The 22,263-nt window shown below is 33.4% G+C and carries 19 protein-coding genes and 2 pseudogenes; 3 read left to right on the top strand and 18 right to left on the bottom strand.

Annotated elements, in window-relative coordinates:
* Nucleotides 1-93: 93 nt before the first annotated feature.
* The 18 genes and pseudogenes from OEI98_RS03885 to OEI98_RS03800 form a co-directional block, all read right to left on the bottom strand.
* Nucleotides 94-240: a hypothetical protein gene (locus OEI98_RS03885; protein ID WP_266039705.1), complete on the bottom strand. Its 147-nt coding sequence runs from the start codon at nt 238-240 to the stop codon at nt 94-96.
* Between the two features lie 43 nt (nt 241-283).
* The gene (locus tag OEI98_RS03880; RefSeq protein WP_266039703.1) at nt 284-880 is read right to left on the bottom strand and encodes a hypothetical protein; all 597 of its coding nucleotides are present in this window, start codon (nt 878-880) and stop codon (nt 284-286) included.
* A 50-nt stretch (nt 881-930) separates the two neighbouring features.
* Nucleotides 931-1,617, bottom strand: coding sequence for a glycosyltransferase (locus OEI98_RS03875; protein ID WP_266040554.1), 687 nt, complete (start codon nt 1,615-1,617; stop codon nt 931-933).
* A gap of 63 nt (nt 1,618-1,680) precedes the next feature.
* Nucleotides 1,681-2,051 (bottom strand): annotated as a pseudogene (locus tag OEI98_RS03870) (glycosyltransferase); the annotation flags it as partial.
* 61 nt (nt 2,052-2,112) lie between these two features.
* On the bottom strand, nt 2,113-2,805 hold the full coding sequence (locus OEI98_RS03865) for a glycosyltransferase (RefSeq protein WP_266039701.1): 693 nt from the start codon (nt 2,803-2,805) through the stop codon (nt 2,113-2,115).
* Nucleotides 2,806-2,828: 23 nt separating this feature from the next.
* Nucleotides 2,829-3,242 carry a glycosyltransferase gene (locus OEI98_RS03860; RefSeq protein ID WP_266039698.1) on the bottom strand — a complete coding sequence of 138 codons (414 nt, stop codon included), beginning with the start codon at nt 3,240-3,242 and terminating at the stop codon, nt 2,829-2,831.
* The gene (locus tag OEI98_RS03855) at nt 3,229-4,731 is read right to left on the bottom strand and encodes an oligosaccharide repeat unit polymerase (protein ID WP_266039696.1); all 1,503 of its coding nucleotides are present in this window, start codon (nt 4,729-4,731) and stop codon (nt 3,229-3,231) included. Before OEI98_RS03855 ends, OEI98_RS03860 begins: the two co-directional genes overlap by 14 nt.
* A complete protein-coding gene (locus OEI98_RS03850) occupies nt 4,728-5,849 on the bottom strand; it encodes a glycosyltransferase (protein ID WP_266039694.1) in 1,122 nt (373 codons plus the stop codon). The genes OEI98_RS03855 and OEI98_RS03850 overlap by 4 nt, the downstream gene beginning before the upstream one ends.
* Nucleotides 5,846-6,793 carry a glycosyltransferase gene (locus tag OEI98_RS03845; protein WP_266039692.1) on the bottom strand — a complete coding sequence of 316 codons (948 nt, stop codon included), beginning with the start codon at nt 6,791-6,793 and terminating at the stop codon, nt 5,846-5,848. Before OEI98_RS03845 ends, OEI98_RS03850 begins: the two co-directional genes overlap by 4 nt.
* Nucleotides 6,794-7,111: 318 nt before the next feature.
* Nucleotides 7,112-8,177: pseudogene (locus tag OEI98_RS03840) on the bottom strand (Rpn family recombination-promoting nuclease/putative transposase).
* 523 nt (nt 8,178-8,700) lie between these two features.
* Nucleotides 8,701-8,835 (bottom strand): DUF3368 domain-containing protein, encoded by a 135-nt coding sequence (locus tag OEI98_RS03835; RefSeq protein WP_228378935.1) that lies wholly within the window; start codon nt 8,833-8,835, stop codon nt 8,701-8,703.
* A 113-nt stretch (nt 8,836-8,948) separates the two neighbouring features.
* The gene (locus OEI98_RS03830) at nt 8,949-9,125 is read right to left on the bottom strand and encodes a UPF0175 family protein (protein WP_231368338.1); all 177 of its coding nucleotides are present in this window, start codon (nt 9,123-9,125) and stop codon (nt 8,949-8,951) included.
* A gap of 356 nt (nt 9,126-9,481) precedes the next feature.
* Complete coding sequence (locus tag OEI98_RS03825; RefSeq protein WP_004397363.1) at nt 9,482-11,176, bottom strand: ATP-binding protein; 1,695 nt, start codon at nt 11,174-11,176, stop codon at nt 9,482-9,484.
* Between the two features lie 25 nt (nt 11,177-11,201).
* Nucleotides 11,202-12,896 carry an AAA family ATPase gene (locus OEI98_RS03820; protein WP_266039689.1) on the bottom strand — a complete coding sequence of 565 codons (1,695 nt, stop codon included), beginning with the start codon at nt 12,894-12,896 and terminating at the stop codon, nt 11,202-11,204.
* 25 nt (nt 12,897-12,921) lie between these two features.
* A complete protein-coding gene (locus OEI98_RS03815) occupies nt 12,922-14,616 on the bottom strand; it encodes an AAA family ATPase (RefSeq protein ID WP_266039687.1) in 1,695 nt (564 codons plus the stop codon).
* Between the two features lie 25 nt (nt 14,617-14,641).
* The gene (locus OEI98_RS03810; RefSeq protein ID WP_266039685.1) at nt 14,642-16,342 is read right to left on the bottom strand and encodes an ATP-binding protein; all 1,701 of its coding nucleotides are present in this window, start codon (nt 16,340-16,342) and stop codon (nt 14,642-14,644) included.
* 329 nt (nt 16,343-16,671) lie between these two features.
* Entirely contained in the window at nt 16,672-16,797 is a 126-nt protein-coding gene (locus OEI98_RS03805; RefSeq protein ID WP_266039683.1) for a hypothetical protein, read from the bottom strand.
* A gap of 87 nt (nt 16,798-16,884) precedes the next feature.
* Nucleotides 16,885-19,371 carry an O-antigen ligase family protein gene (locus tag OEI98_RS03800; RefSeq protein ID WP_074592404.1) on the bottom strand — a complete coding sequence of 829 codons (2,487 nt, stop codon included), beginning with the start codon at nt 19,369-19,371 and terminating at the stop codon, nt 16,885-16,887.
* A 197-nt stretch (nt 19,372-19,568) separates the two neighbouring features.
* Between OEI98_RS03800 and OEI98_RS03795 the strand changes: the two genes are divergently transcribed.
* From OEI98_RS03795 to OEI98_RS03785, 3 genes are all read left to right on the top strand, one after another.
* Complete coding sequence (locus tag OEI98_RS03795) at nt 19,569-20,579, top strand: ABC transporter substrate-binding protein (protein ID WP_266039679.1); 1,011 nt, start codon at nt 19,569-19,571, stop codon at nt 20,577-20,579.
* An 89-nt stretch (nt 20,580-20,668) separates the two neighbouring features.
* Nucleotides 20,669-21,415, top strand: coding sequence for an ABC transporter ATP-binding protein (locus OEI98_RS03790; protein ID WP_049684719.1), 747 nt, complete (start codon nt 20,669-20,671; stop codon nt 21,413-21,415).
* Nucleotides 21,408-22,220, top strand: coding sequence for an ABC transporter permease (locus OEI98_RS03785; RefSeq protein WP_266039675.1), 813 nt, complete (start codon nt 21,408-21,410; stop codon nt 22,218-22,220). Before OEI98_RS03790 ends, OEI98_RS03785 begins: the two co-directional genes overlap by 8 nt.
* Nucleotides 22,221-22,263: the final 43 nt, after the last annotated feature.

Below are 22,263 nucleotides of genomic sequence, written 5' to 3'. Positions count from 1 at the left end.
TAACCGTTTCTATAACAATATCATCCCAAATCTTGTCTTTGTTTTCAGTGATATTAAGTTGATTAAGGTAAGCAATAACTTCTTGAATTCGTTTTAACTTCCCTGTACCTTGGGGTAAACGACGATAAATATCAAGTAGACCAAACCTAGAAAAAAATTTTGCAATTCTGCGTCTGAAAAAAGTTCAGATAAAATCTTTCCACAAATAGCCATTGTCCTATCAGAAAATTTTCTTGCCATAAAACTTCCCTCCTTCCTTAGCGGAAGTGGTGGTAAAGCTATCTCACCAATCATTTAAAATCCTATTCTTATTCTTCCAAGCAATATATTGAATGAGAATACTCGTGAAATACGTACGATCTGCATATTTATCATGCAAATAAGATCTAATCCGTTTATGGATAAATTTGTCTATCTCATCAAGACTTAGATCAAGCCAGGTCTTTTTAATTTCCCTTGTTTTCTCCGTAACTAATACTTTAGCTATAATCCAAGAAGATTCCTTTACATACTTTTGTTCTACCAAATTTTCATGAATACGCTGAACATCATCTCGAGGGAAAATTCCAAAACGATAAAGTGCAGTTTTAAGTCTTTTAGAAGAAAAAGATTTTTCTATTTCACTTCTCTTCACATTTTCTCCTGATTTTACTTCTACAATCAAAGCCAAATTAACTTTTTCAATATCAAATCCCCATTCTGAAAATTTTTCTCTATCCCAGTCGTTACTTTGTCCTCCAATCTCTTCGTAAACATAAGGAAACCTAATTGCCAGTAAATCACTATCTGCTGTTCCTCTTTCTTCTCCTTCTCCAATGTTATGCAATACATAATTTTGTAATAAGAAAAATCCATTTAAGCGAAAATACCAATACGTCAAGTCTTCGGCAAAATTATTCATTTTCCTCACCTCAAAAAAATTCTTATTAGTTACAAATACAGGCTATATATCTCATCCATTTCTTTTAAAACTTTTTCAATAGCATAATCTTGTATAATTTTTCTACCCTCTTCTCCCATTCTTAATCTTAAATTTTTATTTGAGGCTAATTTTGTAATTGCTTTAGCTGTTGCTTCTACATCATTTACAGGAACCAAGTACCCATTAACACCATCCACAACTAAATCTCTATTTCCTCTTACATTTGTAGCAATAATAGGTTTACCTGCTGTCATTGCTTCCATTATAGCTCTTGGAAGACCTTCCCGTAAAGATGTTAATGCAAAAATATCAATAATATTTAAAATCTCTGGAATGTCTTCTCTATATCCTAAAAATTTTATTCTGTTTCCTAGATTGCTGATTAAAACATAATTTTTTAATTCTTTTTCCTTTTCACCTGTACCTACAATAAGGTAGTAAATATTACTGTAATTTTTAAAAGTCTTTATAGCGTCAATTATCTGCATATGATTTTTATTAGTATTTATTTCTGCTACAGTCAATATCAAAATATCGTCTTCTGAAAACCCTAATTTTCCCCTCAACTTTTTTCTTCTTTCTTCATCATTTCTAGAATATCTTTCAATATCTATACCAACGCCATGTACATAAAACACTACATCTTTTCTTCTCAGTTTAAATTTTTTCGCAATATCGAAATCCTCTTCATTCATAGTTATAAGTCCATCTGTCCAATGAGCAGCTATCTTCTCCATTGTGTAATATATAAGCCAGTTTTTTAAAGGAGCTCCTTTATAAAAATGAAATCCATGGGCTGTATAAAGTACAGGTTTTGTATTTGTAATTTTCGCTGCCAATCTTCCTAAAAAGCCCCAACAGGAGTATGTACATGTACTAATGAGAATTTATTCTCTCTCATTACTTTTATTAATTGATTTAGTGCTCTTATATTACTCAAAGAATAAGGAGAACGTGAAAAATCAATATTGTGACATATAACATTTAAATTTTTTAGCTCACCCTGCCTATTCCCTAATTTTGTAGCTGTGTGAACTTCATATCCTTTATTTTGAAAATATCGTATAAAAGGAATGTGAAAATTTAAAATATGAGATTTAACAGTTGCAATAAATAAGATTTTTTTCATGAAATATCACCACTATTCTAATTTCTTAGTATTTTGAACTTCCTTCATCTCAAGCTTGTTTTTACTTATTTACCCCTTTATTTTTCGTGAATTCTATGTATAATTCTTCCCACATATCAACTACATGTTCTAAACTGTAATTTTCTTTAATATATTTGCGTCCTGCTTGCCCCATTGATTTTCTTAATTTTTCAGGTAAATCCATCATTTTCAACATAGCCTGAGCTAAAGCTTCTGAATTTTTAGGAGGAACAAGAAAGCCAGATTTTCCATCTATAACAACCTCTCTATTCCCTCCAACATCTGTAGTTACTATAGGCAAACCTACAGAAGAAGCTTCTAAAAGCACAAGGGGCATACCTTCCCAAGAAGAAGACATAACATATGCATCAGCAGCATTCATTAGAGCAGGAATATCTTTACGCACTCCTAAAAAATAAACATGAGTTGTAATATTCAAGTCGTCTACTAAATGCTTGGCTTTTCCCATTAACGAACCCTGTCCTGCAATTAGAAGTACAGAATCATTTCTCTCTAAAACTACCTTAGCAAAAGCATTTAACATATTTGGGTAATCTTTGGCTTCCTCAAATCTCCCCACAGCCAACCATACAAATTTGTCTTCAATCCCTAATTCCTTTCTTAAACGAGTTCGTGCTTCTAAATCAGGTTTAAATATTTCAGTATCAATCCCATTAGGTATATGTATTACTTTATGGCAAGGTACCGCCCCTATTTGTACATACCTTTCCAATCCTGCACGGCTAACTTGTGTAGTTAAATCACATAACCAATCAGTAAGACGATATGCAATTTCTCTTTTTCTCCCTCCTTCAATGATATTATGAGCTGTACAAATAAGTATAGGAGTTTTAAAAAAATTCTGGAAATCCTTCCTAAGAGATTAGCATGAACCATATGGCAGTGAAGAATTTGAGGTCTTTCACGTCGCAAAATCTTTACCAATCGAAATAGTCCTCTTATATCCGGCACACCTCGTCGCATTCTTAAAGAATAAACAGGTATTCCTTCTCTTTTAAGTTCTTCTACATAAGCGACGGGAGAAATCATAGAAATTACTTGCACATCCCAGCCTCGCTTTTTAAGGCGAACAGCTAAATGCACAAGCTGTGTCTCTGCACCGCCGTAATTAAGGCCTGTAATAAGAAAAGTAACTTTAGTTTTTTGCATATCTGAACACCTTACTTTGTTTTATTATGTTATTGTGAGATTTATAACCGAAATATTTTGTTGATAACCTAATACTTGACATAATTGAGCGTAAAACTAGTAACAATAACCCAACAACAACAAAATACATCCCTTCTTGAAAAACCCACATAAAGTCTATTCTATTGAGATTTAGTACCTGCGGAATAAGCAAAGAATAAATTATTAAACCTTTTTTGTCCTTAAATCTCAAGCGACTAATTAATTCCCAACAAATGGTAAAAATGAAAAAAACAATAAATGGTCCTAAAAAACCAAAGTTATTATAAGCTTCTGCAACAGGACTATATCCCCAACCAATAATAGATTCTCTAGTTGGCATATATTCTTGATGAATAAAGATAGCAAAAATTTGAGAAATTCCCAATGGCTTTTCTCCTGGATATAAACTCCTTGGCAATAAATTGGGAATAGCTTGCAAATAAGTTGTTCCTAATAATGGAGCTTCTTTAGGCCAGGAATATTGAAGACTGTAAAGCAAGGTAAAATAAGGACCAGCAAACTCATTTTTTCCAGGTATAAACCAATCTAAAGAAAAGTTATTTTGTATCCATTTAAAAGTTTCTCCTAAACTCATTTTTCCAGCAAGTATCAAAGGAAACATCCAACGAATCTGGGCAAAGAAGAAAAAAGTCAATAACAGTACTGCAAGTAAAATGATGTATTTGCCTTTAATCTGCAATTTAGGATAGCGTATCGCTGTATATGTGAAAAAGCTGATTAAAATTCCATAAGTCAAAAATCTCCGGTCTCCTTGTAACAGCATAAGCAGAATCCAAATACCTAATAAAAGATATGGCCAAAATTTACCTATTCTTCGATAGGAATAATCAGCCCAAACCATAGCTAAACCTACAAAAACAAAAGGCGCATATGGCAAATTCCCTCTTAAACTTGAAAGAAGCATTCCTCTCACGCCACGTGCTAAAGATAATGCATATACAAACCCGCCTATCCTTTGAAAATCAAGGAAAAAGAGTAACAAACCAAACAAAAAAGCAAATAAACCGATTTTAAAAAATGAAGAAGATATTTCGGTTATATAAGTCCTAGAAGCGAGGCTTTTCTTACTTGAAAATAACATTATCAATACAGTACCCACTAAAAGTCCTGCCGATGCCAGACAGCTTGTAATCGAGGCTTCTAAAAATGTATTGTAAGAAAAAGTCACGGGATATAATAGCAGTGGTTCTCTGCCATTAGCAAATTCCCAAGCTACCTGTAAAGAAAGAACACCGTTATACAAGAGAAATACTGTTGTAAAAAGTAAAAGAGGATCATTTGCTCCGTGATTACGATATCTCAGCCATATAGTCAAACCAGAAAAACTAAAAATCAAGAAAGTTATTAATAAAATTATTCCTCCATCCAAATTTGATAACAAAACTATTAAAATACCTATAATCAAAGAAATTATTATCGTAAAGCTTACTAATAAAATACTTTTCATTTAAAAAATAATACCTCCTCATATTGGTGAAGTACTGTGTCTAGTTGAAATAGTTTATAGCTATCAGTTACGATTTTCTTCTTTCCTTCATAAATAGTTGCTTTTATATTCTGAGCAAGTTCTTTTTCATTCCCCAGTGCCACCAATCGTCCATATTCACCGTTATTTAAAATCTCTCTTGGCCCACTAGGACAATCTGTTGAAACTACAGGTATACCTAAAGCCAAAGCTTCAATAAGTACTGTAGGTAATCCTTCCCATTGAGATGACAAAACAAATACAGCCGCACGTTTCATATATTTATAAGGGTTATCTACAAATCCAGGTAAATCAACATCCCTTTCTAATCCAAGCTCTCTAATTAAAGCTTCAAGTTTGAGTCTTTCTTCTCCTTCCCCCAAAATCATAAGACGTACTGGCATTCCTTTGCGCACTAAAGCAAAAGCTTTAATAAGTGCAGGATAGTCTTTTGCAGGAGTTAATCTGCCTACACTTATTACCACAGGAGACTCACCTGATTCAAACCAAGGATGATCTAAAGGTTCATCAGCTTTAGTAAAAAGTTCAGGAGTTATTACTGGGTTGTATATTACATGGACTTTTTCACGAGGTAAATTGGTAAGCCGTATAAGGTCATCAGCTACCCCTCTTGAAACAGCAACAACTGCATCTGCCCAAGGATAAAAGATACGTATAAACAGTGGAGTGAGCTTTTCCCGTAAAATTCTAGGATTGGCACTAGCTTTACTGATGGTACTATGTACACTTACTACTACTCGGGTTGGCACACGCGATAATTTTTTTGCCCACAAGGCTATAATATTAGCATGATCTAATGCTGATAATAGAGCGTGAGGCCTTTCTTGACGCAAATATCGAATAAATCCAGGTAGACTGTATAAAACTCGCGGGCTCTTAAGGTCAATCACTCGTACATTATCCGGAACTTGTGAAAGATATGGTCCTTCTGCCTTAGCGAGAACTAAATCTACCTTATAGCCCTTCTCTGCAAATCCTCTTGCCAAATTTAACATAACCCGTTCTGCTCCACCACCACGTAGAGAAGGAAGAAATAATGATATTAATTTGTTGTTGTAGTTTTCCATTAAGCTCCTCATCTATCTTTCCCCCTATTCAGCCACAAAGCTGTTCGATAACGTAACGATTTGGGTAATCGCCATAATAATTTGCCAAATAAGTTTGGTTTTTTTATTCCTAAAGATAATGCTTCTTTAAACTTTTTCTGTTTCAATAAAGTAGCAAAAGTATTGTATTCTTTTTCTTTGTTAATCTTTTCTAACTGTTTTTCAAATATAATTCGCTCTCTGTCCGAAAAATTTTCTTCCAAGAGAAGTCTTTCATTCATCTTTATAAGATGTTCTAGTCTATTTGGATTGGCAGTCAAGGAACCCGGAGTTATTCTATAAAGATAAAGGCTCTCACATACTAACCGGAGCTTAAGCCCATTTTTAAGTAGTTGTATCCAAAAATATAAATCTTCTCCAAAATAAATATCTTCTGGAAACCATATATTCAAGTTTTTTATCTTTTTTAATGGAATTAAAGGCTTTATCCCCGGAAAACTAAGTTGTGCAAATTTTTCTAAATCTATATCTTTAAATTCTCCTTTGCAGTTAAATTTGTAATATATTTTCCAGGAACTCCCCCATACTTTAAGCCCAGAAGGAGTATCAAAAACCAATAATAAATCATCAGCAATGAAGTATTCTTCTCCTGCTTTTAGAGCAATTTTCATCAACTTCTCAAGTCTTTCCGGCAACCATTGATCATCAGCATCTAAAATTGCCATCCACTCTCCTTTAGCAGCTTCTATAGCAGTATTGCGAGCAGCCCCTGGACCACGATTCTTATCATGCTGAATTAGTCGGATTCGATCATCATTAAATGAACGAACTACCTCCACAGAGCTATCAGTCGAAGCATCATCTACGATAATTAGTTCAAAATAAGGATATGTTTGACTAAGCACAGATTTTATAGCTTCACCTATGTATTTTTCGGCATTATAAGCAGGAACAATAACTGATACTAAATTATTCATTTTATAAAATAAAACTCCTTTCTTTTACAAACTCATATGTATCCAACCATTCTGCATTTACCCAATTAAAAGAATCCAATTGATCTACGGTAGAAAAATTAAAACATTATTTTATTTTTTGAGTCTCTCTTTGGGACTTAATTGTCATCTTATTTGTATAAGTTTATTAGCTATTATTTCACTTTAAGTAATTAAAACATAAAAATAAAAAACTCCCCCATCCACCCAATTATACTAAATTATGATTTCGTATAATTAGTTTCTCTTTCTCGCTTTCTCTCCCTTAGGTAAGAGAAAATAATTCAAACTCATCTCAATTTATATATATTTCTTCAACTCTTCTAATTTCTCTATCTTTAAAATATCTTTTGCTAACTGAAGTAAAGTTTTATCATCCAATTTTGCAATACCTTCCAAATATTCTGCTGGAATATCTGTGAATTTTTCCTTGAGTTGCTCAAACACTACCATGCGTATTCCTTCTATTTTGCCTTCCATTCTCCCTTCCATTTTTCCTATTTTTAAGCCTTCCAACTTCCCTTTTTTAAGTCCTTCTTTTAATCCTTCTCTTCTCGTTTTCCTAAACTCTTCTCTTAAGCTTCGTTCTAAATTTGAAATCATCTCTTCCACCCCCTCACTTTGTACTAAAATTTCTTTTATCTCTTTTTCTTTATCCTCTGGTAAAAATCTCGATACAACTGAGAAAAGCCAATTTCTAAGTATTATGAATTCTTCTTCCGATATGTCCTTTAAAACATCTGCTAATTTCCCCAATTTTTCTGTCAACTCTTCCTTGTCTATTTTTCTATCCAATAGAAATATACTGCTTATCAAATTTGACAGCTGTAAAAGTTCTTCTTCATTATATCTGTTTACGTCAATTAGAATATACTTGAAATCTATTATATTTTCGCCAAACAATTGGTATGAGTCTATCGTTTCCTTAAAGCTTAAAGAAGCAGTCCATTTATTGATTCCATTATACAATACAATTGGAATAATAGCCGGTAATTTAAAATCTTTTCTTTTTTGTTCTTTCAACGGTATATCTCTAAGGATTTCTCTCCAAACTTCAATTATATATAGAATCAATCTGTAAGGCATTTGAAAATCGACTTTTGATTGCAATTCCATCAATATGTAAAAGAAAACATCTTTATCTTTCAATTTCGCTCGATAAATCAGATCAGCTTCTTTATTTTTAAAATCCTGCAATATAAAAGATTTGTTTATGCGCATTACACTGGATTCATCTATTTCATTTACCCAAACTTTTTGACAAAACTTCTTAAAAGCTGTATGAATACTTTTTTATGAGAAAGTAGGTATTATAGCCTTTATCATGTTGATTGTTTAAAGTTTTTTTATTTTCACCATTCCCCATTATACTTCACCTATTATTATATCATTTTAAAGATTAAAAAAGCCAATGCTTCGCCGTGCGGGCGCAAGTGCTTAAAAAGCACCGCCTCCGCTTTCTGTATCTATATTACCACCAATAGAACTTATGGGCGCCGAAACAGCCTCATAAGTCCTATCGGATCATGTCAAAAAAAATGGATAACCAATCCAATTAATATATATTCGACATAAAATACTATTTTCCTTCTTTTTTAAGGAAATTTTTTATAAATTTTTAGCAAAATTTTAGGATAAACCCGCGGGAATCCCCACCAATTCAGTGGGGAGATGAAAGCTGGTTTATCCCAAAATTTAAACCTATATAGTAATGGAAAACTTTAACTGTTGTAGAGATAAAACTCCCTCTTTCCCGAACAACTTTTTTCGGTTCTAGCATTTTATCATCTTAGATATAAATTATAAAAATGCCACAGGAAGATCTGCTTTCATTTCAAATTTTTGTAAAATAAAACATCTGACGATGCATTACTTTTCTTTACAAATTTCTAAAACTTCATCATACAATTTTTTATCAATAAAAACTTTTTCTGTATTATCTCATCCAGTAAAGGCTTTATTTCTTTTAAAAGGCCTTTCTCTTTTGCTTTTATTAATACTCCTAACGTCCCAGTGACAGTCACTTACTTCTTCAAAAACACCATAAGGTACGTAAACAACTTCATAAAGCTTTTTTAAAATTTCAATTTTGTTTATATTGGAAAGAACTATGATTGGCGTTGAATTAGCAACGGCTTTAGGCATTTTTAATGTCCTCCAAAAGTTCTTCCTTATCATCAAAGGAAAAAATACTTGTGTCAAAGCTTGCAAGGTATTTTATAAATTCTTCCTCACTCATTTCAGCAAGTGCTGCGCACTGCCCCAGAGAAAGCTTTCTTTCCCTATAGTATCTCACTGCTGCTGTTCTTTTCAGCTCAGCTATAAACTCATCTTCACTTTTTCTAAGGCTTATAAGTATTTCCTCCGGAATTTCTATTTTCTTTGTGACACAAGACGGATTCGCAACACAGTGTGCTTTTTTATTCTTTGAACTTTTCTTCTTTGGTTAATGTAGGTCTCGATATTTTTAATAATTCCAAAACATCTTTTCCTTTCATATTTACATCACTTTGTAAATATTGTAACATAATTCACAAGATAATACAAATACCTTTTATTAAAAATTTTAATACATTTAAAACCATTTATTATTTTTCTTTACTATATTTTTCAAAAAAAGCCACGCCATCATATGAAATTTTAATAAGAAATTGGAACATACGTTTTGATCTACACTTCAATTACTTGGTACTCATCTTTTCCTATGAATATAAGCAGTGCTTCTTTTACATCTTTTCTCTCTTTTAGCCCTCTGCTTTCTCTATACCTCTTAAGCTGCTTTATACCTTCTTCTTTTATCTTGTCTACTTTGTCTTTCTCACTTTTCTTTATGTATTTTAGCTCTATTAACCACTCGTATTTTACATCCGGTATCCTTATGTCCCTCTCCAAGTATATGTCTATATACCCTCCTTCTGTCTCCCTCTCACTTATTGGCCTGTAAACATTGCTTATGGTTAAGTAAGAAAACAGTATTACTTTTATGTATTTTTCATCAAATTTTACTATGTCTCTATTTGATAATCTATTTAATATGTTCGTGCTAATAAATTCTACAAAAGGTTTAATATCTCCTTGAAATGCCATCTCCCATGTGGCTTTCGCTATCTCTTCTGTCTCGTATTTTATGTTATTCTCTTCTTTTAATTTTTTCTCAAAATATTCCCAAAATATTGTCTTTATTATGTAGTTTGGTATGGTAAGTTTTGTTACGTTGTATACACTATCTTTTATCGTGAGTAATCCCATATAGAATAACAGTGATACAAAGTATTCTTCGTCGTACATTCTGTCAAATGAAAATTTTGTTACTATCTCCGCTACTATCCCTTCCTCTTTTATGATTCTCTCTAATAATGCCCTGTTCTCTTCATTCATCGTAAGTCTGTTTAACCTACCATAGTCTGTCTTTACATTGTCATCTATTAGATACTCTGGATATCCTCCTGTGTTTTTGTATTGTGCTAAAAAGTATAGTACCATGTCTGGATTGTATACCCTTGTCTTGGCATTTTTGTTGAATTTATAGCCATCGTATAATTCCCTTAAGTTATTTATTAAATTCTCTTTTTCCTCTATCCCTACTTCTTCTAGTATCTTCACTACTTCTTCTTCTGTAAATCCCAGCATCTCATTTAAGCTTAAATCCATTGTGACATTTAATGCTATGTTAAATCCACTCGTTAAGTCATCCAGCATTATCGGGGATATCCCTGTTATGAATATCCTGTCTATTACACTCTCTGTCCCTATCTTCAATGTCTCATAAAAGTCTCTTACAAAACCTGATGCCCTCACTATCTCTCTGTAAAATTCACTCTCACCCATCGCTATTATGTCATTGGCAAAATGGTCATATTCGTCTATTATTAGGTATATCTTTTTACCTACTTTTTTTACTTCATTTATTATCGTCATTATAACTGCATTTATATCAGTTATTTGGTCAATTTTCTTCCTTATTTCTTCCGTATTTTCTAATATACCCTCGTATCTGCCTAATAAAGCATTTATTGAATTTTTCACACTTAACAAAAAGGACTCTTTTAGTTGGTCTTTGTTTTCTGTGTTTAGGCCTGAAAAATTCAGTTTGAGTATCATATAACTGTTCTTTAGCTTTGTTGGGTTCTTCCCTATATATAAGTCGCCAAATAGTTTCTCAAAGTCTTTCTCATTGTTTATGTCATAATAGTTCTCTAATGTAGAAAGAAATAGACTCTTCCCAAACCTCCTCGGCCTTATGAAAAACAGGTATTTGCTATTTAAGTTCTCTATCTTCTCTATATACATCGTTTTGTCTACATACAGGTATCCTTCTTCTCTCATTGCTCTGAAATTGGACATCCCATAGGGTATTTTCTTCATCTTTACCACCTCTTTCTTTTCTTTTTTACACTTCAATTACTTGGTATTCGTCCTTGCCTATGAATATGATTAGCGCCTGCTTTACATCTTTTCTCTCTTTTAGCCCTTTACTTTCTCTATACCTCTTAAGCTGCTTTATTCCTTCTTCTTTTATCTTGTCTATCTTGTCTTTCTCACTCTTCTTTACATACTTTAGCTCTATCAACCACTCGTATTTTATATCTGGTATCCTTATGTCCCTCTCCAAGTATATGTCTATATACCCTCCTTCTGTCTCCCTCTCACTTATTGGCCTATAGGCTTTACTGTTTACAAGATATGTAATTAATATCACTTTGATATATTTTTCATCAAAGTTTATTATGTCCCTGTTCGAAAGCACCTTTAGCACGTTCTGGCTTATATACTCTATATACGGTTTTATTCTCCCTTCATACGCCATCTCTTCTATGGTCTTCCTTAACTCATTTAGGTCAAGATTAATTTTGTATTCTTTCTTTAAATTCGTTTCTATATATTCCCACATTATTGTCTTGATTACGTAATTGGGTATTTTTAAAAATAATCTCGTTTTTTCTTGCCTCTCTATCGTTAGTAACCCCATATAGAATAACAACGATATAAAGTATTCTTCGTCGTACATCCTGTCAAATGAAAATTTTGTTACTATCTCCGCTACTATCCCTTCCTCTTTTATGATCCTCTCTAGCAATGCCTTGTTCTCTTCATTCATTGTAAGCCTGTTTAGCCTACCATAGTCTGTCTTTACATTGTCGTCTATTAGATACTCTGGATATCCTCCTGTGTTCTTGTATTGTGCTAAAAAGTATAGTACCATGTCTGGATTGTATACCCTTGTCCTGGCATTTTTGTTGAATTTATAGCCATCGTATAATTCCCTTAAGTTATTTATTAAATTCTCTTTTTCCTCTATCCCTACTTCTTCTAGTATCTTCACTACTTCTTCTTCTGTAAATCCTAGCATCTCATTTAAGCTTAAATCCATTGTGACATTTAATGCTATGTTAAATCCACTCGTTAAGTCATCCAGCATTATCGGGGATATCCCTGTTATGAATATCCTGTCTATTACACTCTCTGTCCCTATCTTCAATGTCTCATAAAAATCTCTTACAAAACCTGATGCCCTCACTATCTCTCTATAAAATTCACTGTCCCCCATCGCTATTATGTCATTGGCAAAATGATCATATTCGTCTATTATTAGGTATACCTTTTTACCTACTTTTTTTACTTCATTTATTAGCTGATTTACTATCGATTTTATATCTGGTTTCTCTTTTATATGTTGTTTTATTTCCTCTATGTCTTTAAATATACTTTGATAGTCATTTAAAAAGCCATTTATTGAATCAATTAGATTTTGTTTGAATGATATTTCTAACCTGTCTCTATTGCCTGTATCTAATCCTGAAAAATTCAGTTTGAGTATCATATAACTGTTCTTTAGCTTTGTTGGGTTCTTCCCTATATATAAGTCGCCAAATAGTTTCTCAAAGTCTTTCTCATTGTTTATGTCATAGTAGTTCTCTAATGTGGAAAGAAAGAGACTTTTCCCAAACCTCCTCGGCCTTATGAAAAACAGGTATTTGCTATTTAAGTTCTCTATCTTCTCTATATACATCGTTTTGTCTACATACAGGTATCCTTCTTCTCTCATCGCTCTGAAATTGGACATCCCATAGGGTATTTTCTTCATCTTTACCACCTCTTTCTTTTCTTTTTTACACTTCAATTACTTGGTATTCGTCCTTGCCTATGAATATGATTAGCGCCTGCTTTACATCTTTTCTCTCTTTTAGCCCTTTACTTTCTCTATACCTCTTAAGCTGCTTTATTCCTTCTTCTTTTATCTTGTCTACCTTGTCTTTCTCACTCTTCTTTACATACTTTAGCTCTATCAACCACTCGTATTTTATATCTGGTATCCTTATGTCCCTCTCCAAGTATATGTCTATATACCCTCCTTCTGTCTCCCTCTCACTTATTGGCCTATAGGCTTTACTGTTTACAAGATACGTAATTAATATCACTTTGATATATTTTTCATCAAAGTTTATTATGTCCCTGTTCGAAAGCACCTTTAGCACGTTCTGGCTTATATACTCTATATATGGTTTTATTCTCCCTTCATACGCCATCTCTTCTATGGTCTTCCTTAACTCATTTAGGTCAAGATTAATTTTGTATTCTTTCTTTAAATTCGTTTCTATATATTCCCACATTATTGTCTTGATTACGTAATTGGGTATTTTTAAAAATAATCTCGTTTTTTCTTGCCTCTCTATCGTTAGTAACCCCATATAGAATAACAACGATATAAAGTATTCTTCGTCGTACATCCTGTCAAATGAAAATTTTGTTACTATCTCCGCTACTATCCCTTCCTCTTTTATGATCCTCTCTAGCAATGCCTTGTTCTCTTCATTCATTGTAAGCCTGTTTAGCCTGCCATAGTCTGTCTTTACATTGTCGTCTATTAAATTTCTAGGCGGTTTTTTGTATCTTACTATGCTGTCAAGATAATACAATACCATGTCGGGATTGTATATCCTTTTCTCCGCTTCTGCACTAAATAAATAACCATCGTATAATTCTTTTAATTCTTCTAATGATTTTTCTTTTTCCTCTATCCCTACTTCTTCTAGTATCTTCACCACTTCTTCTTCTGTAAATCCCAACATCTCATTTAAATTTAAATCCATTGTGACATTTAATGCTATGTTAAATCCACTCGTTAAGTCATCCAGCATTATCGGGGATATCCCTGTTATGAATATCCTGTCTATTACACTCTCTGCCCCTATCTTCAATGTCTCATAAAAGTCTCTTACAAAACCTGATGCCCTCACTATCTCTCTGTAAAATTCACTCTCACCCATCGCTATTATGTCATTGGCAAAATGGTCATATTCGTCTATTATTAGGTATATCTTTTTACCTACTTTTTTTACTTCATTTATTATCGTCATTATAACTGCATTTATATCAGTTATTTGGTCAATTTTCTTCCTTATTTCTTCCGTATTTTCTAATATACCCTCGTATCTGCCTAATAAAGCATTTATTGAATTTTTCACACTTAACAAAAAGGACTCTTTTAGTTGGTCTTTGTTTTCTGTGTTTAGGCCTGAAAAATTCAGTTTGAGTATCATATAACTGTTCTTTAGCTTTGTTGGATTCTTCCCTATATATAAGTCGCCAAATAGTTTCTCAAAGTCTTTCTCATTGTTTATGTCATAGTAGTTCTCTAATGTGGAAAGAAAGAGACTTTTCCCAAACCTCCTCGGCCTTATGAAAAACAGGTATTTGCTATTTAAGTTCTCTATCTTCTCTATATACATCGTTTTGTCTACATACAGGTATCCTTCTTCTCTCATCGCTCTGAAATTGGACATCCCATAGGGTATTTTCTTCATCTTTACCACCTCTTTCTTTTCTTTTTTACACTTCAATTACTTGGTATTCGTCCTTGCCTATGAATATGATTAGCGCCTGCTTTACATCTTTTCTCTCTTTTAGCCCTTTACTTTCTCTATACCTCTTAAGCTGCTTTATTCCTTCTTCTTTTATCTTGTCTACCTTGTCTTTCTCACTCTTCTTTACATACTTTAGCTCTATCAACCACTCGTATTTTATATCTGGTATCCTTATGTCCCTCTCCAAGTATATGTCTATATACCCTCCTTCTGTCTCCCTCTCACTTATTGGCCTATAGGCTTTACTGTTTACAAGATACGTAATTAATATCACTTTGATATATTTTTCATCAAAGTTTATTATGTCCCTGTTCGAAAGCACCTTTAGCACGTTCTGGCTTATATACTCTATATATGGTTTTATTCTCCCTTCATACGCCATCTCTTCTATGGTCTTCCTTAACTCATTTAGGTCAAGATTAATTTTGTATTCTTTCTTTAAATTCGTTTCTATATATTCCCACATTATTGTCTTGATTACGTAATTGGGTATTTTTAAAAATAATCTCGTTTTTTCTTGCCTCTCTATCGTTAGTAACCCCATATAGAATAACAACGATATAAAGTATTCTTCGTCGTACATCCTGTCAAATGAAAATTTTGTTACTATCTCCGCTACTATCCCTTCCTCTTTTATGATCCTCTCTAGCAATGCCTTGTTCTCTTCATTCATTGTAAGCCTGTTTAGCCTGCCATAGTCTGTCTTTACATTGTCGTCTATTAAATTTCTAGGCGGTTTTTTGTATCTTACTATGCTGTCAAGATAATACAATACCATGTCGGGATTGTATATCCTTTTCTCCGCTTCTGCACTAAATAAATAACCATCGTATAATTCTTTTAATTCTTCTAGTGATTTTTCTCTTTCTTTTTCTTCTATCCCTACTTCTTCTAGTATCTTCACCACTTCTTCTTCTGTAAATCCCAGCATCTCATTTAAATTTAAATCCATTGTGACATTTAATGCTATGTTAAATCCACTCGTTAAGTCATCCAGCATTATCGGGGATATCCCTGTTATGAATATCCTGTCTATTACGCTTTTTGTCCCTATCTTCAATGTCTCATAAAAGTCTCTTACAAAACCTGATGCCCTCACTATCTCTCTATAAAATTCACTGTCCCCCATCGCTATTATGTCATTGGCAAAATGGTCATATTCGTCTATTATTAGATAAATCTTTTTACCTACTTTCTCTACTTCCTCAATTAGCTGGTTTATTATTGATTTTATATCCGGCTTCTCTTTGATATGCTCTTTTATTTCGTTTATCTCTTTAAATATGCTGTGGTATTTATTTAAAAAGCTGCTTATTGAATCAATTAGGTTTTGTTTAAAGGATTTTTCTAATCTTTCTCTATCGCCTGTATCTAATCCCGAAAAGTCAAGCTCTAATACCATATAACTGTTCTTTAGCTTTGTTGGGTTCTTCCCTATATATAAGTCACCAAACAGTTTCTCAAAATCTTTCTCATTGTTTATGTCATAGTAGTTCTCCAATGTGGAAAGAAAAAGACTTTTCCCAAACCTCCTCGGCCTTATGAAAAACAGGTATTTGCTATTTAAGTTCTCTATCTTCTCTATATACATCGTTTTGTCTACATACAGGTATCCTTCTTCTCTCATCGCTCTGAAATTGGACATCCCATAGGGTATTTTCTTCATCTCTACACCCTCCTACCTTTCTTTTTTAATACTTTTTTGCATTTTTTGTATTCCTTTATGCATGAGATTCTTCGGCTTCACCTCAGAATGACAGAAGACAAAGATTCTTCGGAGACCATTCACTTCGGCTTAAGGCTTCGTTTCACTTCGGCTCAGGATTTACTGCTACACTTTACAAAAAAAGACACACTTTATAGTGTATCTCGATGTCTACAAATTTACTACTGCTCTCTTTAAAAGCTGTCTATCCAACTTTACTTCCTGTGATTTTTGGTTTAATTCGGTAATCTTTTTATCATGCTAATCTAGTGTTTTCTCTAACTTCATCTTTATTTTTGTAATAGCTTCATCAAATCTTTCTTCAAATCCATCCAATCTTTTTTCAAAGTTGTCAAACCTTTTTCAAAACTATTAAATTTGTCAACAATAAAATTCATAAATTCTTCATTTGTCATTTCATGGCCCCCATATAAAAACCATTTACTAGCTTCATCATACCATTCCTTTTATGGTAAATCAAGATAAAAAAGAGAGATACACTTTTAATGTATCTCTTGAAGCGTCTTTTGGGATTCTTCTATTATCTGTTTGGTCATTTCAGTCATAGGCTTTGGCTCTAATGATTTGGAATTTGCTTTGTCAAACATTTTTTGTACATCTACCGCTTTTTGCAAAAATTCTTTTGCCTTTTCTTTATCTCCATTGTTTAAATAATACATACCAACTTTGTTATAAGCATCAGCTAATTGCTGGTAATTTTCTGGCCTCAATGGTTGTACTTCCACTGCTTTTAATACATATTTAAGGCCAAGGTCAATTTGTCCATGAGCAAGATAGAAAGCTCCCAGTTGGGCATTAAGTTGAGAATTAAAAGGCTCTAATTGCACGGCTTTTTCTTCCTCAAACATCGCTTTTTGAAGCTTTACAGCATCCTTTAACTGGTCACCAAGGGCGGTGAGAATTTGCCCGTATGTCATTCTGTATTTTGCGTTCCACGGGTCATAGGATACTGCTTTTTCATAATTTTGTTCCGCCAAAATAAGATTTTGTTGTCTCAAAAAGTTATCCCCTTTTACGGCATAACTTAACGCTACTGACATAGAAGTAGACATAAACATTACAACAAAGGCTACAACTATCGCTAAATAGTTTAAGTAAATTTTTTTGTTTTTTACTTTAACTTTTAGTATGTCCAAAGAATTTATTACACCAATTAACGCCCAAAGTGCAATAGATACTGCAGAAAGCGACAGGTCAAAATCCATTGCAGCATGAGCGTAAAGACTTACTATTGCTGTTATAACAGCAGAAATTAATATTCTGTCTTTTTCCTCCAAATATCCCTTATACACTCTGTACATACCCCTAAATAGTGACAAAAGCAAAAACATTATAGCGATGGCTCCAATAATACCCGCATCTAAAAGCACTTGCATGAAATAGTTATGGGTTTGTGTAGTCCAATACAGATAAGATTGGTATTTAAAATATAGTGATGCCCATGCGCCGCCACCTGCTCCAAATATAGGATAATCTTTGAAAATTTTAAATCCATCTTTATAAAATTGCATCCTCTGTGAACTACTGCGGCTGGTAAAGTCTATATCTTGCACGCGGGATGCAATATCCTCCGGCAAGTATTTATATTTTAACATTATGTTTTGTACTTCATAAGGAGCATTTTTAGGATATATTTGCGCCTTTGTAAAAGTAACTGACGTGTTTCGGAAATTATTTACAAATGTTATGGCAAGCCTTTTTGTGTCTTTTAAAGTAGAAAATTCTATTGTTTTTTCTCCTATGAAATTGTCTTTGTCGTAGAATTCTGCAATTTTAGTCGCCTGGTCATTTTCATTTCTGCTGTTTATTATTATGCCGTAAGCCCAATCCTTATTTGAGGAATTTTTGGCTACAACATCGTATTTTAATACATAAACTCTGTCAGGTTCTGCACTCACAAATCTCGTAACACTTTTTATACTGTCAGGCTCCTCTACATCATGTTTTAAAGTCAAAGGAACTTGTGTCGTAAAAACTATGTATCCTGCTGCTAACACAAAGATTCCAATTGCAGCAGCAATAGCTATTCCCACTTTCACATTTATTTTATTGACAACACTTACAAAAAAGCTTATTGCGTATGTAACAATTAGTGAAGCAAAAACCCCAATCAAATACCATTTGATTAAATTGAGAGCTACACCGCTGGCAACTGCTGAATTAAATTTTACTATAGGCAGTGCTGAAGCAATTAAAACCCCTACAAAATACATAAAAGGTTCTATTCTTTTGCCTCTTGGCATCAAAAACATGAGGATAATGCCAAGGAAAGGAAGCATAAGCCATGCTCCGCGAGATAAGGTAAATACATAGGCGTAAAACTGTGTATAAGCGGTTACGCCGTATATTGCCTTTAAATATTTATTATCAGTATAAGAAATTAAAGCTAAATTGACAAGGAAAAAAGCCATCAAAAATGAAGCTGTTGTATTAGGGTACTGAAAAGTAGAGTTTATCCTGCCTCCTACCCATGAACCGTTGTAATGGATGAGATTAACTGAAGATCCCAGCCCCACAACCGCTACTACAAAAGAGCTTAAAACTAGCACATTTAACAGCATAAAAATTTTTTTGTTATCTTTTACGGTTCTACTAACCATAAAATACATGAACAAATAATCAAAATATCTCAAAACTTCCCCTATGCTCGCCCTTATATTTACAGCAAAAAAACTAGAGATTATATACGCCACTACAAGAGATAAAGCAGCATAGTCTAAGGTAGTACTTATTATGGGTTCTTTTTGCACAATTTTAAAAATAGCCCATATAATAAATACCGCAGAAGTCAATGCAATCGTGGGAAACATTTCTTTTTCAAAGTACATGCCTCTAAAAAAAGGTGGATAAAATACGAGAACTAAAAGCAATATATAAAATATTGTGTCTAAGCTTGCAAAACTTCTGTAGGTTTTTTTCGTTTGTTTTTTTAATGTCTTGCCCTTTTTTACAGCTACTTTTTGTGCCATTTTCAATCCCCTTTTCTTGTAGCATTTTAATCCATTAAGACCACAGTATATACATATTCGACAAAAATTTCACTTTTCCTTCTTTTTATCAAACTATCAATTACAAATTTAAAATCGCAAAAAGGCACAATTTGCCTCAATCACACATTTTAATTGCAAGAATATAATAAAGTGAAAATAGAAAAAGGAGGATGGGTATGAGGCTTAAATACTTAATTGTATTCCTGTTAGTATTAGCCCTTACAGTTTCTTTATTTGCAGGGTGTATAAATAAAAGTCAAAAACTTACAAAAATTAATTTTGTAGAAACAGTCCATTCTATTTTTTACGCTCCCTATTACGTAGCTGTAAGCCAAGGCTTTTTCAAAGAACAGGGGCTGGAACTCGTCATTACAACTGCTCAAGGGTCAGATAAAGCTGCAACGGCCGTTTTATCAGGCACAGCAGACATAGGACTTCAAGGGCCTGAAACTACTGTATACGTACTTAAAGAAGGTAGAGATGATTATCTTGTAAACTTTGGGCAGCTCACAAGAAAAGATGGGTCTTTCCTTTTGGGGAAAAAGCCTGAACCGGACTTTAAATGGGAAAATTTAAGAGGTAAAAAGGTAATAGGTGGAAGGCCTGGCGGGATGCCTCAAATGACACTGGAATACATTTTAAAAGAACACGGCATAAATCCAAAAACAGATTTAACCCTTATCACCAATCTTCAATTTACAGCTGCAGCGGGAGCTTTTATGTCTTCCGATGCTGATTACGTGGCGTTATTCGAACCTACAGCTTCCCTAGTTGAAAAACAAAAAGGTGGATACATTGTAGCATCAGTTGGCGCTTCCAGTCATGAAGTTCCTTATACGACTTTTAATGCAAGAAAAAGCTATATTGAAAAACATCCCGATATAATACAGCGTTTTGTAAATGCAGTGTATAAAGGAATGCTGTGGGTGGAATCTCATTCTCCTAAAGAAGTAGCGGAAGCAATTAAGCCTTTCTTCCCAGATGCTGATGTAGACCTTATGGCGACAGCAATTGAAAGGTACAAAAATCAAAACACCTGGGGCACTACTCTAAAAATGAAAGTTGATGACTTTGATTTTCTACAAAATATACTTTTAGATGCAGGTGTAATAAAAGAAAAGGTGGACTCACATCATCTAATCAACAACACTTTCGCTGAAAAAGCTGAAAAAATGATCAAAAAGTAAAGTTTTAAATTGTGCTCAATATGTCCCTCCCATATTGAGCACAATTCCCCTTTTATTAACTGACTTTTCACATAGAAGGGAGTGCTTTTATGAATAAAATAATGGTAAGCCTCAAAGATGTATCCTTTAATTATCACACCTTAGAGGGTGAAACTGAAGCTTTAAAAAATATTTCTTTTGATGTGTACGAAGGAGAATTTGTAGGGATTATAGGCCCTTCTGGTTGTGGCAAATCTACTCTTCTTTCTATTATTTCTGGTCTTTTAAAGCCTTCTTACGGAAGTGTAGAAGTAAACGGAAAAATAGGCTATATGCTTCAAAAAGATCACCTCTTTGAATGGCGAAATATATGGCAAAATGCGCTACTTGGACTTGAAATACAAAAAAGTCTAACAGAAGAGTCTAAAAAATACGTAGAAGGTTTGCTTGTAAAATACGGCCTCGGCGAGTTTAAAAACCATTATCCTAATCAATTGTCAGGTGGAATGCGACAAAGAGCCGCTCTCATAAGGACATTGGCTTTAAAACCAGACATACTTTTACTAGATGAGGCCTTTTCTGCTTTAGACTACCAAACAAGACTTGCTATATCCGATGAAGTGTATAAAATTCTTAAATATGAGCAAAAAACTGCGGTCATAGTAACTCACGATATCTCAGAGGCAATTTCTATGTGTGACAGAATTGTGGTTCTATCAAATAGGCCTGCCCATCTAAAAAAGATTTATGACATTGTCCTAACTTGTGAAGATCGAACTCCCATAGGCTGCAGAAAAGCTCCTGAGTTTAGAGAATATTTTAATTCAATTTGGAAGGAGTTGGATGTCCATGTATGAAGCAGCAACCCCCTATATTTCAAAAGAGCACAGGGAATTTTTAAAAAAAGTAAAGAGAAAAAATGTATTGATACGAGTCACTCAATTTGCATTATTAATCCTTTTTTTCGCTACATGGGAAATTGTGGCAAGGTATAAAATTGTAGACCCTTTTTTGGTCAGCCAGCCTTCAAGAATGTTAAAAACTATGATAGCCTTAAGTCAGAATGGTTCTCTTTTTATGCACATATGGGTTACTTTGAGTGAAACGATAATAGGCTTTACTCTTGGCACAATAATTGGCATGATAATCGCTATACTTCTGTGGTGGTCAGACTTTTTGTCAAAAGTAGCAGAACCTTATTTGGTTGTACTTAATAGCCTCCCTAAAATTGCATTGGGTCCTATATTTATCGTTTGGATGGGAAATGGAGAAGCTCCAATAATTACAATGGCTCTTGCTATTTCATTGATAGTAACTATAATCAGCTTACAAACGGGTTTTAAAGAAGTAGACGAAGAAAAAATAAAACTTTTAAAGACCTTTGGTGCCACAAAAATGCAAATACTTACAAAATGTATTCTTCCCGCCAGTGTCCCAACGATTATTTCCGCCATAAAAATAAACATCGGCCTTTCCTGGGTAGGAGTAATTACAGGAGAATTTTTAGTTTCTAAAGCAGGTTTGGGATATTTGATTGTCTACGGCGGTCAAATTTTTAAGCTAGATTTAGTAATGACAAGTGTTTTGATACTTTCAATACTTTCTGCCTTGATGTACATTTTTATAGTGTATCTTGAAAAAAAGCTGATAAGGTGGAGATAGAAAACAGTGTTTTTTGTCTTTTTATGTGCTAAAATATGTATTG

This window comes from Thermoanaerobacter sp. RKWS2 (assembly GCF_026240795.1).
GTDB classification, from domain to species: Bacteria; Bacillota; Thermoanaerobacteria; order Thermoanaerobacterales; family Thermoanaerobacteraceae; genus Thermoanaerobacter; species Thermoanaerobacter ethanolicus.
The sequence above is the reverse complement of the archived record's forward strand: the minus strand, read 5'-3'. Positions and strand labels throughout refer to the sequence as shown.

What these genes read in the sequence shown, in the direction of transcription:
- OEI98_RS03790 (WP_049684719.1), top strand. Translation starts at nt 20,669, where the DNA reads ATGAATAAAATAATGGTAAGCCTCAAAGATGTATCCTTTAATTATCAC.
- OEI98_RS03785 (WP_266039675.1), top strand. Translation starts at nt 21,408, where the DNA reads ATGTATGAAGCAGCAACCCCCTATATTTCAAAAGAGCACAGGGAATTT.
- OEI98_RS03820 (WP_266039689.1), bottom strand. Translation starts at nt 12,896, where the DNA reads ATGAAGAAAATACCCTATGGGATGTCCAATTTCAGAGCGATGAGAGAA.
- OEI98_RS03855 (WP_266039696.1), bottom strand. Translation starts at nt 4,731, where the DNA reads ATGAAAAGTATTTTATTAGTAAGCTTTACGATAATAATTTCTTTGATT.
- OEI98_RS03810 (WP_266039685.1), bottom strand. Translation starts at nt 16,342, where the DNA reads ATGAAGAAAATACCCTATGGGATGTCCAATTTCAGAGCGATGAGAGAA.
- OEI98_RS03805 (WP_266039683.1), bottom strand. Translation starts at nt 16,797, where the DNA reads ATGACAAATGAAGAATTTATGAATTTTATTGTTGACAAATTTAATAGT.
- OEI98_RS03885 (WP_266039705.1), bottom strand. Translation starts at nt 240, where the DNA reads ATGGCAAGAAAATTTTCTGATAGGACAATGGCTATTTGTGGAAAGATT.
- OEI98_RS03850 (WP_266039694.1), bottom strand. Translation starts at nt 5,849, where the DNA reads ATGAGGAGCTTAATGGAAAACTACAACAACAAATTAATATCATTATTT.
- OEI98_RS03845 (WP_266039692.1), bottom strand. Translation starts at nt 6,793, where the DNA reads ATGAATAATTTAGTATCAGTTATTGTTCCTGCTTATAATGCCGAAAAA.
- OEI98_RS03825 (WP_004397363.1), bottom strand. Translation starts at nt 11,176, where the DNA reads ATGAAGAAAATACCCTATGGGATGTCCAATTTCAGAGCAATGAGAGAA.
- OEI98_RS03795 (WP_266039679.1), top strand. Translation starts at nt 19,569, where the DNA reads ATGAGGCTTAAATACTTAATTGTATTCCTGTTAGTATTAGCCCTTACA.
- OEI98_RS03815 (WP_266039687.1), bottom strand. Translation starts at nt 14,616, where the DNA reads ATGAAGAAAATACCCTATGGGATGTCCAATTTCAGAGCGATGAGAGAA.
- OEI98_RS03860 (WP_266039698.1), bottom strand. Translation starts at nt 3,242, where the DNA reads ATGCAAAAAACTAAAGTTACTTTTCTTATTACAGGCCTTAATTACGGC.
- OEI98_RS03875 (WP_266040554.1), bottom strand. Translation starts at nt 1,617, where the DNA reads ATGAATGAAGAGGATTTCGATATTGCGAAAAAATTTAAACTGAGAAGA.
- OEI98_RS03800 (WP_074592404.1), bottom strand. Translation starts at nt 19,371, where the DNA reads ATGGCACAAAAAGTAGCTGTAAAAAAGGGCAAGACATTAAAAAAACAA.